Raw genomic sequence first — 14,087 nt, 5'->3', positions numbered from 1 at the left:
TATCAGAGGAGTTAACGTCACACGTTAATTGTCGCGTTCAATAATGAAGCTGGCTAACGCTCGCAATGGCGCTGTGTTATAAGATTGCGCTGCCAAAGTGTCTAATGCAGCTAATGCTTCCTGATAGAGATCCCACGCTTTTGCTTTCGCGCTGTCAAGCCCGAGCAACGCCGGGTAGGTACTCTTTCCGTGTTGTTGGTCCGCGCCCTGGCGCTTGCCGATCTTTTCAGTCTCGCCGACAACGTCCAAAATGTCATCCTGCACCTGGAACGCCAGGCCAACCGCGGCGGCGTAACGATCCAGCTGCGGCAGCGCCGCTCGCCCGGCTTCGCCGGCGCTCAGCGCGCCCAGGCGCACCGCCGCGCGGATCAGCGCGCCGGTTTTGTGGCGGTGGATCTGTTCCAGCGCCTGCAGATCAACGCGCTTGCCTTCAGCTTCCAGATCCAGCGATTGGCCGCCGCACATGCCGGCGACGCCGCTGGCGGTCGCCAGTTCGGAGACCATCGCCAGCCGATCGCGCAGCGCCACGTCGGGCATCTCGGCATCGGCCAGGATCGAAAACGCCAGCGTTTGCAGCGCATCGCCGGCCAGGATCGCGTTGGCTTCGCCGAACTTAATATGACAGGTCGGCTGGCCACGGCGCAGATCGTCGTCGTCCATCGCCGGCAGATCGTCATGGATCAGCGAGTAGGCGTGGATGCATTCCACCGCCGCCGCCGGCGCGTCCAGGTTGCTCAGCGACACGCCGAACATCTGGCCGGTGGTGTACACCAGGAACGGACGCAGGCGCTTGCCGCCCAGCAAGGCGCCGTGACGCATCGCCGCCACCATGTTGCCGTCGTTGAACGGCAGCGGGGCGATGAAGTCCAGCAGCGCGCGATCGGCCCGCTGGCGGAAAATCTGCAGTTGATCGGCAAAAGCGGCCGATGGGGCGATCTCAGACATGTCGGTTACTCGGCATCCGGTGTGAAAGGCGCCAGCGCCGCATCGTCGGCGCTGTCGTTAAGAAGTATCTGCACACGCTGTTCCGCCTGTTGCAGTTTCTGCTGGCCTTGGCGCGCCAGCTGCACGCCGCGTTCGAATTCGTTCAGCGCGTCTTCCAGCGGCAGTTCGCCCGACTCCAGACGCGTCACGATGCTTTCCAGCTCGCCGAGGGCGCTTTCAAAGCTGGCTGTTTGCTCTGTACTGGCTGATTGTGCTGGTTTTTTCGGCATAATTTTCTTTTTACGTCATCATGTGAACCGTGGCGCCAGAGCCTATCCTAGCGGATCTTGATTAGCAAATCATGGCGCTCATGTGTGGTTTTGTGCGCAGAGCGCGGCGATATGGTGATATACTCCGCGCCGTAATTCTTATCTGACAACAAAGACCGCCATGAAGTTTATCATTAAATTGTTCCCGGAAATCACCATCAAGAGCCAATCTGTGCGCTTGCGCTTTATCAAGATTCTCTCGACCAATATTCGCAACGTCCTGAAGCAGTATGATGAAACGCTGGCGGTCGTCCGTCACTGGGATCATATCGAAGTTCGCGCCAAAGATGAAAACCAGCGGCCGATCATCGCCGACGCGCTGACGCGCATTCCCGGCATCCACCATATTCTGGAAGTGGAAGATCGCGCTTATACCGACATCCACCACATCTTCGAGCAGACGCTGGAAGCCTACCGCGCCCAGCTGGAAGGCAAAACCTTCTGCGTGCGCGTCAAGCGTCGCGGCAAGCAGGCGTTCAATTCGCAGGACGTGGAGCGTTACGTCGGCGGCGGCCTGAACCAGCATATCGAGAGCGCGCGCGTTAACCTGACCCGCCCGCAGGTCACGGTAAACCTCGAGATTGAAGACGACAAGCTGATGCTGGTCAAACGCCGCCTCGAAGGCATCGGCGGTTACCCGGTCGGCACCCAGGAAGACGTGATGTCGCTGATTTCCGGCGGTTTCGACTCGGGCGTGTCCAGCTATATGCTGATGCGCCGCGGCTGCCGCGTGCACTTCTGCTTCTTCAACCTGGGCGGCGCCGCGCATGAGATTGGCGTGAAGCAGGTGGCGCACTACCTGTGGAACCGTTTCGCCAGCTCGCACAAGGTGCGCTTCGTCGCCATCGACTTCGAGCCGGTGGTGGGCGAGATCCTGGAGAAGGTCGACGACGGCCAGATGGGCGTGGTGCTCAAGCGCATGATGGTGCGTGCCGCTTCGCAAGTGGCCGAACGCTACGGCGTGCAGGCGCTGGTAACCGGTGAGGCGCTGGGGCAGGTGTCCAGCCAGACGCTGACCAACCTGCGCTTGATCGACAATGCGTCCGATACGCTGATCCTGCGTCCGCTGATTTCGCACGATAAAGAGCACATCATCAAGCTGGCGCGCGAAATCGGCACCGAAGACTTCGCCAAAACCATGCCGGAATATTGCGGCGTGATTTCGAAGAGCCCGACGGTGAAAGCCGTCAAGGCCAAGATCGAAGAGGAAGAGAGCCACTTCGATTTCAGCATTCTCGATCGGGTGGTGAGCGAAGCGAAGAACGTCGATATTCGCTCCATCGCCGAGCAGGCGCAGGAGCAGGTGACTGAAGTGGAAACCGTTGCGGCCTTCGGCGCCGACGAGGTGATCCTGGATATCCGCTCCAACGACGAGCAGGAAGAGAAGCCGCTGCAGCTGGAACAGGTTGAAGTGAAAGCGTTGCCGTTCTACAAGCTGAGCACCCAGTTCGGCGATTTGGATCAGAGCAAAACCTATCTGCTGTACTGCGAGCGCGGCGTAATGAGCCGCCTGCAGGCGCTGTACCTGCTGGAGCAGGGCTTCAGCAACGTGAAGGTTTATCGCCCGTAACGCACAGGCATCGCGTCTTCGATGCCCTGATATTGCTTGCATGAAACTTGCCGCGAACGGCTTTTAACGTCGTTTCGCGGCATATCTCTATATGCGTCTCTGCATTTTATTTCTATAATTATTTAATATATTAAAAAATTATTATCCAATCTTTTTTTTCTGCTCTTATTAATGAATTGGTCGAAAGTATTTCATCTGGTTGTTTTAAGTGTTGCCTTGCGGTTATTGTCGTGCAATTAATGTTTTGCGCTCCAGGCCTATCTTATTTGTAAGTTAGGGGTTTGAAGTGTTTTTTATTTTCTGGGTTTATGAGTTTATCAGTGTTAATAAAACGGATTGTATTAATAAGGAATTATTTAATGAAAAGATCATTTATTCTATTATCGATTGTCGCTTTGGCGGCGCAAAGCGCTAAGGCCGAAATCGTCCCACAAACGGGGGCAGTCAATCAGAATGGTCAGGTTCCGGTAGTAAACATCAATGCGCCGAATTCTGATGGCGTATCGCATAATCGTTACTCGCAATTTGACGTGGGCTCTCAAGGTGCAATTCTCAATAACAGCGTATCCGGCGCGCATACCACATTGGCAGGGGATGTGGCGGGCAACGGCAATCTGGGCGGGCGCAGCGCGACGGTTATTTTGAACGAGATCAATTCCGCCAATAAAAGCATACTTAACGGTATGGTGGAGGTTGCAGGGCAACGTGCCGATGTCGTCATCGCGAATAAATCCGGTATTACCTGCAACGGATGCGGATTTATCAATGCTGGTCAGGGAGTGCTAACCACCGGCGAACTGCAATTTAAAAACGGTGTTTTTGACGGCTACCGCGTTGAACAGGGAAATATCCTAATTGATGGTCAGGGCATGCGTAAAGGCGATGTCGATTATACTGCAATCCTGGCCAGGACTGAGCAGATCAATGCCGCTATTCACGCTAATGACTTGTTGGTTTCAGCCGGGAAAAAAACGATTTCTTCAGATTTATCCAAAACAAAAAATGTGAGTTTTTCTCTCGATAAGCCGGCCGTCTTGCTCGATGTCGCCGAGCTTGGCGGTATGTATGCCGGCAAGATAACGCTGGTCGCTACTGAAAATGGTGTGGGGGTCAACGGCACCGGCACGTTGGTTCCGGTCAGTATCGCCAATCAGGGCAAAATACAGGCGCGTGGCGATGTGTCTGTCATGGCGGATGTGCTGAACAACGGTGGAGCGATGGTTGCTCAGGAACAATTGAGCGTAAACGGAGGCACCTTGAACAACCGAGGACGTATGGAAGCCGATAAGGCGGCGTTTACCTCCGTGGTGTTCAGTAATAGCGGTGACATACGCAGTCGCAGCGGGAATATAGCGCTGGCGGTGAACAGCTTCAGCAATAGTGGCAAGCTTCAGGCGGCTGGCGATCTACATCTTAGCGCCACCCAGTTGAACAACGTCGGTTTGTTGCGAACAGAGGAGGGCTCGATGGTGCTGGCCACCTCCAGCATCAATAATGCTGGTCAGATCGCTGCGGCGAAGGGGATGCATATCAGCGCCATTCAACTGAGCAACATTGGCGATGTCAAAACTGAAAACGGCATGATGACGGTAAGGACGACCAGCCTCAATAATACTGGAAAGATCCGAGCTGGAGGGGCGCTGCAGATCGATAGCTCAAACGTATTGAATATCTTTAATGGCGTTATCGAGGCTCAGAATGAGCTCGGCATTCAAGGGTCTTCCATTGATAACTATGGCCGTCTCGCTTCTCTCTCCTCTTCGGTTAACCTCAATAGTTTGCGTTTCAACCAGCGTGGCGAAGTTGCGGCATTCGGCGATATTCGCTCCCACGGACTGATTTTTGGCAATCACGGAAAAATGACTTCTGAGGCCGGAACAGTGACGCATAACGGTAAAGTCATCAAAAACGCCGTGCGCTGATGCATTCCTAATGGTTTACCGGTATCCAGACAATATTCTCAGGAAACGACAAGGACCCCGCCTTTGGGCGGGGCTAGCGTGTATGTATGAAAAGGAATTTTCCCCTGACGCTTTTGGTGATGCTGTATTGCTTCGGTAGCCAGGCGAAGCCCGCATTACCCTCCATAAAACAGGTTATCGGTCAGGAAAATATTATTAGTGAAACACAGCGACAATTGCTGCCGACGGCGCCAACGACCCTGGTGGCAGCACTTGAGCGGGAGACGATGAGCGATGGGATTGCCAACGAGTCCCCCTGTGTCTTGATCGCCGGTGTTGAGTTGGTCGCGACACCGGCGATGCCGGCTGGTTTCAATACATTGGCGCAATCCGTACAAGGGCGTTGCATGGGGAAGCACGGGTTGATGCGTCTGCAAAAGCAGTTGCAAAATAAGGCGATCCTCCTGGGTTACGTGACCTCACGAGTTCATCTGCTGCTCGATGGGCAAGCACCGGGCATGATCACCGTCAACGTCCAATATGGCCGCGTTGGGCAATTACGCCTGAAGGCCGGCAGCAGTGAATATTTTCATCCCGGTTTTACTTTCCCAATCGTGTCGGGCGAAGTGTTCAATCTGCGACGTGTGGAGCAGGGCGTGGAAAATATTGGCCTGATCCCGGATGTCGACAGCGAGGTTCGCATCGTTCCCGGCAGTTTGCCGGGCGAAAGTGATATTGAGGTGTTTCGCCGGCAAGATAAATATTGGCGCGTTACCGCATGGGCGGACGATGCGGGAGCCAGTTCTACCGGGCGTTATCAGACAGGCGGCGCGTTATATCTCGACAACCCGAGTTCATTGAACGATGTCTTATACCTGTCGCTGGCGGGCAGTGTCTTAGCCCCACACGATCGAGGCAATGAGAGCCGCGCCTGGTTTTATAGCCTACCTTTCGGATTTTGGAACTTCAGCGCATTGGGCGGGGAGAGCCGTTACCATCAGACGATTGCCGGCAGTGCGGTGAGTTATCGCTATCATGGCCGTTCAAAATATTGGGGATTGCAAGCGAGCTACACTCTGGCGCGAGGGATGAGCGATAAAACCTCGTTGAATGCTCAGTGGCTGCAGCGTGACTATCGATATTATCTGAATGATACCGAAATCGCGTTGCAGCGTACGCGCTTGACCAGCCTTAAGTTAGGTGCGAATCATTGGCGCTATGGCTCCCGCGCACGGTTGGCGTTTTCCGCCGATGCTATCGCCAACATCAGGGAAGAAAGTGAGACTCTTGAACCGATGTTGAAACTGGGAGCCAGCGTGTTGAACCCTTTCAACTTATCTGACCATCGCCTGACTTACTTTGCAGAGGTGTCGGGGCAGTTGGGTAAAGCACAGCAGCCAATCCAGGATAAACTATTTATTGGCGATCGTTCAACTGTGCGGGGTTTTCGTGGCGACGATAAACTGCTTGGCAGCAACGGTGGGTATTGGCGTAACACGCTGTTGTGGCAATCGAAGCCACTTCAACCGTATGTCGGCGTTGATTATGGACAATTAGCCAGACAGCAGGGGGAGGGCGGGAGGTTGATGGGGAGCGTTATCGGTTTACGGTTGAATGAGGGGCGTATTGACGCTGACATTTTCGCGGGCGCGCCCGTGATTAAACCCGGCTATTTGCCGGCCGATCGTCTGGTGTTGGGGTTTTCCAGTCAACTCAGCTTTTAAAAAGGCTATAAGGGCCGGATTGCGGCCCTGTTTTATCTCCGGTGCGTCAGCGTTGTTCACTGTCGCGGAAATCGTACATCCCAGGGATCAGCACCAGCTGCGCGGCGATCTCCGCCGCTTTGGCCTTGCCGAGCAGCAGATCGATCAGCTTCAGCGCAAACTCCATCGCGGTGCCCGGCCCCTGGCTGGTGAGCAGGTTGACGCGCGCGTCATACACCACGCGGCGTTCCATCCATTTATCCGCCGGTATCTGGTCTTTCAGGCCCGGGAAACCGGTCATGTTGCCGACCGGGAACAGATCGTGGTGCTGCAGCACCAACGCCGGCGCCGCACAGATGGCGGCGACGATATTCCCCTGCAGGTGCATCTGCCGCACTTTTTCCACCAGCAACGGGCTGTCGCGGAAGCATTCTGCGCCTTTCAGGCCGCCGGGCAGCACGATGGCGTCGAAAGGCTCATCGACGATCGCCACCAGCGGCGCGTCGGCCAGCAGCTTGACGCCGCGCGAACAAACGATAGTCAGCTCGCCGTCACCGGCGACGCTGGCGGTAGTGACTTTAACGCCCGCCCGCACCAGCAGATCGATGGTGGTGACGGCTTCGGTTTCTTCGCTACCAGGTGCCAGGCAAACCAGCGCCGATACGCTCATATTCATTTTCCTTTCGTTTAATCAATTCAAACAGCCGCGCATTCTCCGGCAGCGTGAGGCCGTGACTGCGCGCACGGCGCAGCAGGTAGCCGGTGATGTAGTCGATCTCGGTATGCCGCTGGCTGCGGATATCCTGCAGCATCGACGAAACGTTGTCGGCGGTGCTGTGGATCACGTCCATCACATATTGCATCAGGCCTTCGCAGGAGGTGTGGTAGCCCTCCATCGCCATCACGCTGGCGACTTCACGACACAGCGTTTCGATCTGCTCCGGGTAGCGCTGCAGATCGCCGTTGCGGCAGCCGTACAGCGCCGTCAGCGGGTTGATCACGCAGTTGACCGCCAGCTTGCGCCAGTTGGCCGAGGCGATGTTGTTGTGCCAGGCGACGTCGGGCAGCGCCTGATGCAGCACTTCCGCCAGGTGGCTGAAGTGCTGTGCGGCCGGTGAGGTGGGGCCGATGTGGGTGATGCCGGTGGCGACGTGGATAATGGTGCTGCCTTCGTGGCGCGCGGCGTGGGTGGTGGTGCCCTGCAAGATGGGCTGGCCGTTCGGCGGCAGCTCCTCCTGAGTGCCCATACCGTTGTGCAGCAGCAAGATGGCGCAGCGGGGGTTCAGCTTCGGCAACAGCGCGCCGACCGCGCTGGATACCTGCCAGGCTTTCAGCGTCACCAGCAGCAGTTCGCTCTGCGCGAGGTGCTCCGGATCGTTGGTGGGCAAATTGCGATTAAACGAGACGCCTTCCGGCTCTATCACGTTCACGGCGCAAAAAGGCTGCGGCACTCTTAGCCATCCCTGTACATCGTGGCCCTGCTGATACAGCCGGGAGAGCCACAGTTGTCCGAGCGCGCCGCAACCAAGAATGGTTATTTTCATTCAGTCTCCTTGGAAACACGGGAATACCGCTCAATTACCGTGATCTAACTATAGGCTTTATGGCAGCCTGAAGCGCTATCCCTGCGTGCGTTCAGCAGATTTTGTCTGAGGCGGCAAAGCGGTTATCATGCTCGGCATCAAAATCGCCTAAGCTATTAGGCACTCATTCAGGAGGAAGAAGTATGCCATCTTTCGACATCGTTTCCGAAATTGATATGCAGGAAGTGCGTAACGCCGTTGAGAACGCCACCCGCGATCTCGGCACCCGCTGGGATTTTCGCAACGTGCCGGCCAGCTTTGAGCTAAACGAGAAAAACCAAAGCATCAAGGTTGCCACCGAGTCTGATTTCCAGGTGCAGCAGTTGCTCGACATTCTGCGCGAAAAGCTGAGCAAGCGCAGCATCGACGGCGCCGCGCTGGAGATCCCGGAAGAGTTTACCCACAGCGGTAAAACCTACAGCGTGGAAGCCAAGCTGAAGCAGGGGATTGAAACCTCTGTAGCGAAGAAAATCGTCAAGCTGATCAAAGACAGCAAGCTGAAGGTGCAGGCGCAGATCCAGGGCGAAGAAGTGCGGGTGACCGGCAAGTCACGCGACGATTTGCAGAGCGTGATGGCGTTGGTGCGCGGCGGCGATCTGGGGCAGCCGTTCCAGTTCAAGAACTTCCGCGATTAATCTCGACGGGGCCGGCATTGCCGGCCCCGTTTCTTTACAGCGAATTGACCAGCGCTTCCAACTGACCGCGATTGGTCTGCTTGGTGTCCACCTTGACGTAGGCGCTGCGCTCTTCCGGCACCACGATCGCCTCGGCCACGCCGGGCTGCGCCCTCAGGCGGCTTTCCAGCGCCGAATCCTTCACCGCCAGTTCAGACAGCGTAATGCGCAGGCTGCTGACATACGGCGGCTCTTTCATGGTGCTGCTGACCAGGAACCAAACGGCGGCCAATACCGCGCCGGCGATAAACACCAAGCCTGCCCCCTGCAAACCGTACAGCCAGCCGCCGAGGCTGCCGCCGATCGCCACGCCGATAAACTGGCTGGTGGAGTAGACCCCCATCGCGGTGCCCTTATAGCCGGCCGGTGATTCTTTGCTGATCAGCGAAGGCAGAATGGCTTCCATCACGTTGAAGGCCATGAAGAACAGCTGCACGCCGGCGATGATGCCCCACAGGTGCGCGCCGGAGAGCCACAGCAGCACTTCGGCGAAAAACAGCACCGCCACGCAGCCCATAAACACCTGCTTCATGCGGCGATATTTTTCGGCATAGATGATGAAAGGCACCACGGCAGCGAACGACACCAGCATGGTCACCAGGTAGACGATCCAGTGTTCGCTGGCCGCCAGCCCGGCTTTCTCCATCGCCAGCGGCAGCGCCACGAAGCTCGACATCAGCAGGATATGCAGACACATGATGCCGAAGTTGAGTTTCAACAGGCGCGAGTTGCTCAGCACTTTGCGGAAACTGCCGCGCACGATGCTGGACTCGCGGTTCAACAGGTGAGTATCGGCGGAAGGTACCACCGCCAATGTGATGGCGATCCCGGCCAGCGCCAGCACGGCGATCATCCAGAACAGCGCATGCAGGCCGAAGGCGTGGGTAATTATAGGGCCCAACACCATGGCGATGGCGAAGGTGATGCCGAAGCTGACACCGATGAACGCCATCGCTTTGGTGCGGTTCTGCTCGCGGGTCAGATCGGAGAGCAGCGCCATTACCGCGGCGGCGATCGCGCCGGAGCCTTGCAACGCGCGGCCGAGGATCACACCCCAGATAGAGTCGGTCGCGGCGGCGATCACGCTGCCGAGGGCAAAGATCAGCAGGCCGCCGACGATCAGCGGCTTACGGCCGATGCGATCGGACACCAGACCGAACGGGATCTGAAACACCGCCTGCGCCAGGCCGTAGATGCCGATGGCGATACCGATCAGCGCTTCGCTGGCGCCGTTGAGCGCCATGCCGTAGGTGGTCAACACCGGCAATACCATAAACATGCCGAGCATGCGTAGGGAGAATACGGTGCCCAATCCCCAGGTGGCGCGGCGCTCCTGCGGGGTCATTGAATTATCGTTCACATCAAACCTCGGTAAAAACCATGCCATCAGACGTTGCGACAGCGCCTGATGGCATGATTTCTGTAAAGCTGCGTCATTTTAGTGTGCAGGGCAGGGGGGGTAAATCGAATGTTGTTTAACAGATATTACAGTTTGGCCGCTTTTCGGCGTGACAAATAAAATGGGCCGCATACGCGGCCCATTGACAGATGATTTGGCTTACCAAACGTAGGTCACCAGCGCTTCAGGCGCCGCCGTGGCGCTGAAGTCGATCGACATCATCACGCTCAGCGAGGTGATGGCGACGATGGAGAACACGAACAGTTTACGCGCCCAGACGCTGTCGTTTTCGGTTTTATAACCGCGCAGCGCCATGCCCAGCCACCATACGCTCACCGCCGCAGCGACGATCAGGTATTTGTAGCCGGCGTAGCCCACCAGGGTCAGCATCAGCGTGGCGATCATAAATGCCAGGATGTAGACCGTGATGTGGTTCTTGGCGACGGAAATGCCTTTCACCACCGGTAGCACCGGAATGTTGGCCGCCTGGTAATCTTTAAAGCGGAAGATAGCGATCGCATAAGAATGCGGCATCTGCCACAGGCTAAAGATAGCCAGCAGGATCAACGCGCCGGCGTCGAACTCGTTGGTGACCGCGCAGTAGCCGATAACCGGCGGCGCGGCGCCCGACAAGCTGCCGATCAGCGTGCCGTAGACCGAATGGCGTTTCATGTACAGGCTGTAAACGCCGACATAAACCACGAAGCCCATCACCGCCAGCCACATGGCCAGCGGGTTGGCCGCGATATACAGCAACGCGAAGCCCGCAATACCCAACACGGTCGCATAAACCAGGGTGACACTCGGCGCGATCAGGCCTTTTACCAGCACCCGATTCTTCGTTCTCTCCATTTTCTTGTCGATATCGCGGTCGATGTAGTTGTTAAACACACAGCCCGACGCGACCACCAACGAGACACCCACCAGGGTGGCGAGAAACAGGGGATAGTCGATGCTCCCTTTGGAAGCGAGCAGGAATCCCCCAACGACAGAAATTAAATTGCCGAAAATAATTCCTGGTTTAGTGACTTGCAGGTATTGCTTAATCATCACGTGCAGCTCAGCTCTTAATCGACCATCATATTGATGTTGAGGTTGTACATAATCCAGAGTGAACCTACAACAACGATACCGATGATCATAGCGGTGAACAGCAATGCCACCAGGTTCCAGCGCTCTTCCGATGAGGTGTTCATGTGCAGGAAGTAAACCAGGTGAACAATCACCTGGATAACCGCCATACCGACAACAACCGCCAGGATGGTGGAATGAGAGGCAGTGCCGTTCATTACCATCGCAAATGGAATTACCGTCAGGATGATCGACAGGATAAAGCCGATCAGGTATGACTTCACGCTGCCGTGGCTTGCGCCGCCGTGAGAGGTTTCATGGGATGAATGGCTCATTACATAACCCCCAGCAGGTAGACAACGGTAAATACGCAGATCCAGACCACGTCCAGGAAGTGCCAGAACAGGCTCAGGCACATCAGACGGGTTTTGTTGGTCGCGGTCAGGCCGAACTTGCTCACCTGAATCATCAGCACGATGATCCAAATCAGGCCGGAAGTCACGTGCAGACCGTGGGTGCCGACCAGCGCGAAGAAGCTGGACAGGAACGCGCTGCGATCCGGCCCGAAGCCTTCGACGATCAGGTGATGGAATTCATAGATTTCCATCGCCACGAAGCCCAGACCAAACAGGAAGGTCAGGAACAACCAGGTGTTTACACCGCCAACTTTACCCTTGTTCATGGCGATCATCGCCATGCCGTAGGTGATGGAGCTGAACAACAGCAGGAAAGTTTCGACCAGGACAAACTTCAGGTCGAAGATGTCTTTGCCTGAGGGACCGCCAGCGGTCCCGTTCACCAGGACTGCATAAGTCGCGAACAAGCTCGCAAACAAAATACAGTCGCTCATCAGGTAGATCCAGAATCCGAAGACTTTGGTCTCTCCCGCGTCGTGGTGCCCATGCTCTGCATGGGCTGCGTTATGATTGGTCAGAGTTTCAGTTGACATGGTTCACGCCTGCTTTACGGATTTGTTCGTAGTGTTGGTTCTCAATGCGCTCGATTTCATCAACCTGCACATAGTAGTCAACATCGTGATCGAAGCTCTTGCCGATCCAGACAACGATCATACCGATGAAGCCGGCCAGAGCCATCCACCAGATTTCCCAAATCATTGCGAAACCGAATACCAGGCTGAAGAAGGCGATGATAACGCCGGCGCCGGTGTTCTTAGGCATATGAATCGGTTCGTATTTAGCCGGTTTCTTATAAGCTTCGCCTTTTTCTTTCATGTCCCAGAATTCATCGCGGTCATGAATCTGCGGCACTACGGCAAAGTTATAGAACGGCGGTGGAGACGAGGTTGACCACTCCAGAGTACGAGCACCCCATGGGTCACCGGTCAGATCGCGGTTTTGTTCGCGGTCACGGATACTGACGAAGATCTGGGTCAGCTGGCACAGGATGCCGCAGGCGATCAACGCCGCACCGCCGGCTGCAACCAGCAGCAGAGGGTGGAACTCAGGGTTGATGTTCTGGCTGATACGACGGGTCATGCCCATAAAGCCCAATGCGTACAGCGGCATGAAGGCGGTGAAGAAGCCGATGATCCAGAACCAGAACGCGCGGATGCCCCATTTTTCGTTCAGCGTGAAGCCGAAGGATTTCGGGAACCAGTAGGTCAGGCCTGCGAAGCAACCGAACACCACGCCGCCGATGATGACGTTGTGGAAGTGCGCGATCAGGAACAGGCTGTTGTGCAGCACGAAGTTCGCGCCCGGCACCGCCAGCAGAACGCCGGTCATACCACCCACGGAGAAGGTGATGATGAAGCCAACGGTCCACAGCATTGCGGAGTTGAGCTTGATGCGGCCCTGATACATGGTGAACAGCCAGTTGAAGATTTTCACCCCGGTCGGGATGGAAATGATCATGGTGGCGATACCGAAGAAGGCGTTAACGTTCGCGCCGGACCCCATGGTGAAGAAGTGGTGCAGCCAGACGATGAACGACAGAACGGTGATCGCGATGGTTGCCCATACCAGTGAGGTATAGCCGAACAGGCGTTTTCTGGAGAAGGTCGCGGTGACTTCGGAGAATACGCCGAACACCGGCAGAACCAGAATGTACACCTCTGGGTGACCCCAGGCCCAAATCAGGTTGATGTACATCATCATGTTGCCGCCCATATCATTGGTGAAGAAATGGGTGCCCAGATAGCGATCCAGGGTCAGCAGCGCGATGGTGACGGTCAGAATTGGGAAAGAAACGATGATCAGGACGTTGGTGCACAGCGCCGCCCAGGTGAACACCGGCATCTTCATCATAGGCATGCCAGGGGCACGCATCTTCAGAATGGTGGCGAAGAAGTTCACGCCGGTCAGCAGGGTACCCAGACCGGAAATCTGCAGACTCCAGATCCAGTAATCGACCCCGACGCCAGGACTGTACTCTTTACCCGACAGCGGCGGATACGCCAGCCAACCGGTCTGAGCGAACTCACCGACCCCCAGGGAGATGTTGATCAGCACCACACCCACCACGAAGAACCAGAAGCTCAGGGAGTTCAGGAACGGGAAGGCGACGTCGCGCGCACCGATTTGCAGCGGCACCACGACGTTCATCAGGCCAACCACGAAAGGCATCGCCATGAAGAAGATCATGATGACGCCGTGCGCGGTGAAGATCTGGTCGTAGTGGTGCGGCGGCAGGAACCCGGCTTCACCGGCGGACGCCAACGCCTGCTGGCTACGCATCATGATGGCGTCGGCAAAGCCGCGCAGCAGCATGACCATCGCCACGATGATGTACATGATACCAATTTTTTTATGGTCGACCGAAGTCAGCCATTCGCTCCACAGCCACTTCCATTTACCGAAATACGTCAGCAGCGCCAGCACTGCCAGGCCCCCGACAATAATTGCGGCTACGGTGACCATGATGATCGGTTCGTGGTACGGAACCGCATCAAGTGTTAATTTTCCCAACATCAG

At 56.3% G+C, this 14,087-nt stretch carries 13 protein-coding genes; 4 read left to right on the top strand and 9 right to left on the bottom strand.

Annotated elements, in window-relative coordinates; translation table 11 throughout:
- Nucleotides 1–24 precede the first annotated feature (24 nt).
- Both ispA and xseB read right to left on the bottom strand, forming a co-directional pair.
- The gene (ispA, locus tag JL05_RS23360) at nucleotides 25–945 is read right to left on the bottom strand and encodes a (2E,6E)-farnesyl diphosphate synthase (RefSeq protein WP_033634008.1); all 921 of its coding nucleotides are present in this window, start codon (nucleotides 943–945) and stop codon (nucleotides 25–27) included.
- A gap of 5 nt (nucleotides 946–950) precedes the next feature.
- The gene (xseB, locus tag JL05_RS23355; protein WP_015376838.1) at nucleotides 951–1,214 is read right to left on the bottom strand and encodes an exodeoxyribonuclease VII small subunit; all 264 of its coding nucleotides are present in this window, start codon (nucleotides 1,212–1,214) and stop codon (nucleotides 951–953) included.
- Between the two features lie 160 nt (nucleotides 1,215–1,374).
- Between xseB and thiI the strand changes: the two genes are divergently transcribed.
- The 3 genes from thiI (at nucleotide 1,375) to JL05_RS23340 (ending at nucleotide 6,448) form a co-directional block, all read left to right on the top strand.
- Nucleotides 1,375–2,823: a tRNA uracil 4-sulfurtransferase ThiI gene (thiI, locus tag JL05_RS23350; protein WP_004940377.1), complete on the top strand. Its 1,449-nt coding sequence runs from the start codon at nucleotides 1,375–1,377 to the stop codon at nucleotides 2,821–2,823.
- A gap of 359 nt (nucleotides 2,824–3,182) precedes the next feature.
- Nucleotides 3,183–4,745, top strand: coding sequence for a filamentous hemagglutinin N-terminal domain-containing protein (locus JL05_RS23345; RefSeq protein WP_050501288.1), 1,563 nt, complete (start codon nucleotides 3,183–3,185; stop codon nucleotides 4,743–4,745).
- Nucleotides 4,746–4,831: 86 nt separating this feature from the next.
- Nucleotides 4,832–6,448, top strand: a complete 1,617-nt coding sequence (locus JL05_RS23340) for a ShlB/FhaC/HecB family hemolysin secretion/activation protein (RefSeq protein WP_064581120.1) — start codon at nucleotides 4,832–4,834, stop codon at nucleotides 6,446–6,448.
- 46 nt (nucleotides 6,449–6,494) lie between these two features.
- Here JL05_RS23340 and yajL read toward each other — a convergent pair whose 3' ends face one another.
- Together yajL and panE are read right to left on the bottom strand one after the other, a co-directional pair.
- The gene (gene yajL / locus JL05_RS23335; protein ID WP_033634006.1) at nucleotides 6,495–7,097 is read right to left on the bottom strand and encodes a protein deglycase YajL; all 603 of its coding nucleotides are present in this window, start codon (nucleotides 7,095–7,097) and stop codon (nucleotides 6,495–6,497) included.
- Nucleotides 7,060–7,971: a 2-dehydropantoate 2-reductase gene (gene panE / locus JL05_RS23330; protein ID WP_033634005.1), complete on the bottom strand. Its 912-nt coding sequence runs from the start codon at nucleotides 7,969–7,971 to the stop codon at nucleotides 7,060–7,062. Before panE ends, yajL begins: the two co-directional genes overlap by 38 nt.
- 182 nt (nucleotides 7,972–8,153) lie before the next feature.
- On the opposite strand from panE, the gene JL05_RS23325 reads away from it, so the two are divergent.
- The gene (locus JL05_RS23325) at nucleotides 8,154–8,645 is read left to right on the top strand and encodes a YajQ family cyclic di-GMP-binding protein (RefSeq protein WP_004940373.1); all 492 of its coding nucleotides are present in this window, start codon (nucleotides 8,154–8,156) and stop codon (nucleotides 8,643–8,645) included.
- Nucleotides 8,646–8,679: 34 nt separating this feature from the next.
- On the opposite strand, the gene JL05_RS23320 is transcribed toward JL05_RS23325, so the two are convergent.
- The 5 genes from JL05_RS23320 to cyoB form a co-directional block, all read right to left on the bottom strand.
- Nucleotides 8,680–10,044 carry an MFS transporter gene (locus tag JL05_RS23320; protein WP_033634004.1) on the bottom strand — a complete coding sequence of 455 codons (1,365 nt, stop codon included), beginning with the start codon at nucleotides 10,042–10,044 and terminating at the stop codon, nucleotides 8,680–8,682.
- Between the two features lie 198 nt (nucleotides 10,045–10,242).
- A complete protein-coding gene (gene cyoE, locus JL05_RS23315) occupies nucleotides 10,243–11,133 on the bottom strand; it encodes a heme o synthase (protein ID WP_015376842.1) in 891 nt (296 codons plus the stop codon).
- 17 nt (nucleotides 11,134–11,150) lie between these two features.
- A complete protein-coding gene (locus JL05_RS23310; protein WP_004940369.1) occupies nucleotides 11,151–11,489 on the bottom strand; it encodes a cytochrome o ubiquinol oxidase subunit IV in 339 nt (112 codons plus the stop codon).
- Nucleotides 11,489–12,103 (bottom strand): cytochrome o ubiquinol oxidase subunit III, encoded by a 615-nt coding sequence (locus JL05_RS23305; protein ID WP_033634003.1) that lies wholly within the window; start codon nucleotides 12,101–12,103, stop codon nucleotides 11,489–11,491. Before JL05_RS23305 ends, JL05_RS23310 begins: the two co-directional genes overlap by 1 nt.
- A complete protein-coding gene (gene cyoB / locus JL05_RS23300) occupies nucleotides 12,093–14,084 on the bottom strand; it encodes a cytochrome o ubiquinol oxidase subunit I (RefSeq protein WP_004940366.1) in 1,992 nt (663 codons plus the stop codon). Before cyoB ends, JL05_RS23305 begins: the two co-directional genes overlap by 11 nt.
- Between the last annotated feature and the right edge of the window lie 3 nt (nucleotides 14,085–14,087).

Source organism: Serratia nematodiphila DZ0503SBS1 (genome assembly GCF_000738675.1).
Taxonomy (GTDB): Bacteria; Pseudomonadota; Gammaproteobacteria; order Enterobacterales; family Enterobacteriaceae; genus Serratia; species Serratia nematodiphila.
This window is presented reverse-complemented; position numbering and strand designations above follow the sequence as displayed.

What these genes read in the sequence shown, in the direction of transcription:
- ispA (WP_033634008.1), bottom strand. Translation starts at nt 945, where the DNA reads ATGTCTGAGATCGCCCCATCGGCCGCTTTTGCCGATCAACTGCAGATT.
- xseB (WP_015376838.1), bottom strand. Translation starts at nt 1,214, where the DNA reads ATGCCGAAAAAACCAGCACAATCAGCCAGTACAGAGCAAACAGCCAGC.
- thiI (WP_004940377.1), top strand. Translation starts at nt 1,375, where the DNA reads ATGAAGTTTATCATTAAATTGTTCCCGGAAATCACCATCAAGAGCCAA.
- JL05_RS23345 (WP_050501288.1), top strand. Translation starts at nt 3,183, where the DNA reads ATGAAAAGATCATTTATTCTATTATCGATTGTCGCTTTGGCGGCGCAA.
- JL05_RS23340 (WP_064581120.1), top strand. Translation starts at nt 4,832, where the DNA reads ATGAAAAGGAATTTTCCCCTGACGCTTTTGGTGATGCTGTATTGCTTC.
- yajL (WP_033634006.1), bottom strand. Translation starts at nt 7,097, where the DNA reads ATGAGCGTATCGGCGCTGGTTTGCCTGGCACCTGGTAGCGAAGAAACC.
- panE (WP_033634005.1), bottom strand. Translation starts at nt 7,971, where the DNA reads ATGAAAATAACCATTCTTGGTTGCGGCGCGCTCGGACAACTGTGGCTC.
- JL05_RS23325 (WP_004940373.1), top strand. Translation starts at nt 8,154, where the DNA reads ATGCCATCTTTCGACATCGTTTCCGAAATTGATATGCAGGAAGTGCGT.
- cyoE (WP_015376842.1), bottom strand. Translation starts at nt 11,133, where the DNA reads ATGATTAAGCAATACCTGCAAGTCACTAAACCAGGAATTATTTTCGGC.
- JL05_RS23310 (WP_004940369.1), bottom strand. Translation starts at nt 11,489, where the DNA reads ATGAGCCATTCATCCCATGAAACCTCTCACGGCGGCGCAAGCCACGGC.
- JL05_RS23305 (WP_033634003.1), bottom strand. Translation starts at nt 12,103, where the DNA reads ATGTCAACTGAAACTCTGACCAATCATAACGCAGCCCATGCAGAGCAT.
- cyoB (WP_004940366.1), bottom strand. Translation starts at nt 14,084, where the DNA reads ATGTTGGGAAAATTAACACTTGATGCGGTTCCGTACCACGAACCGATC.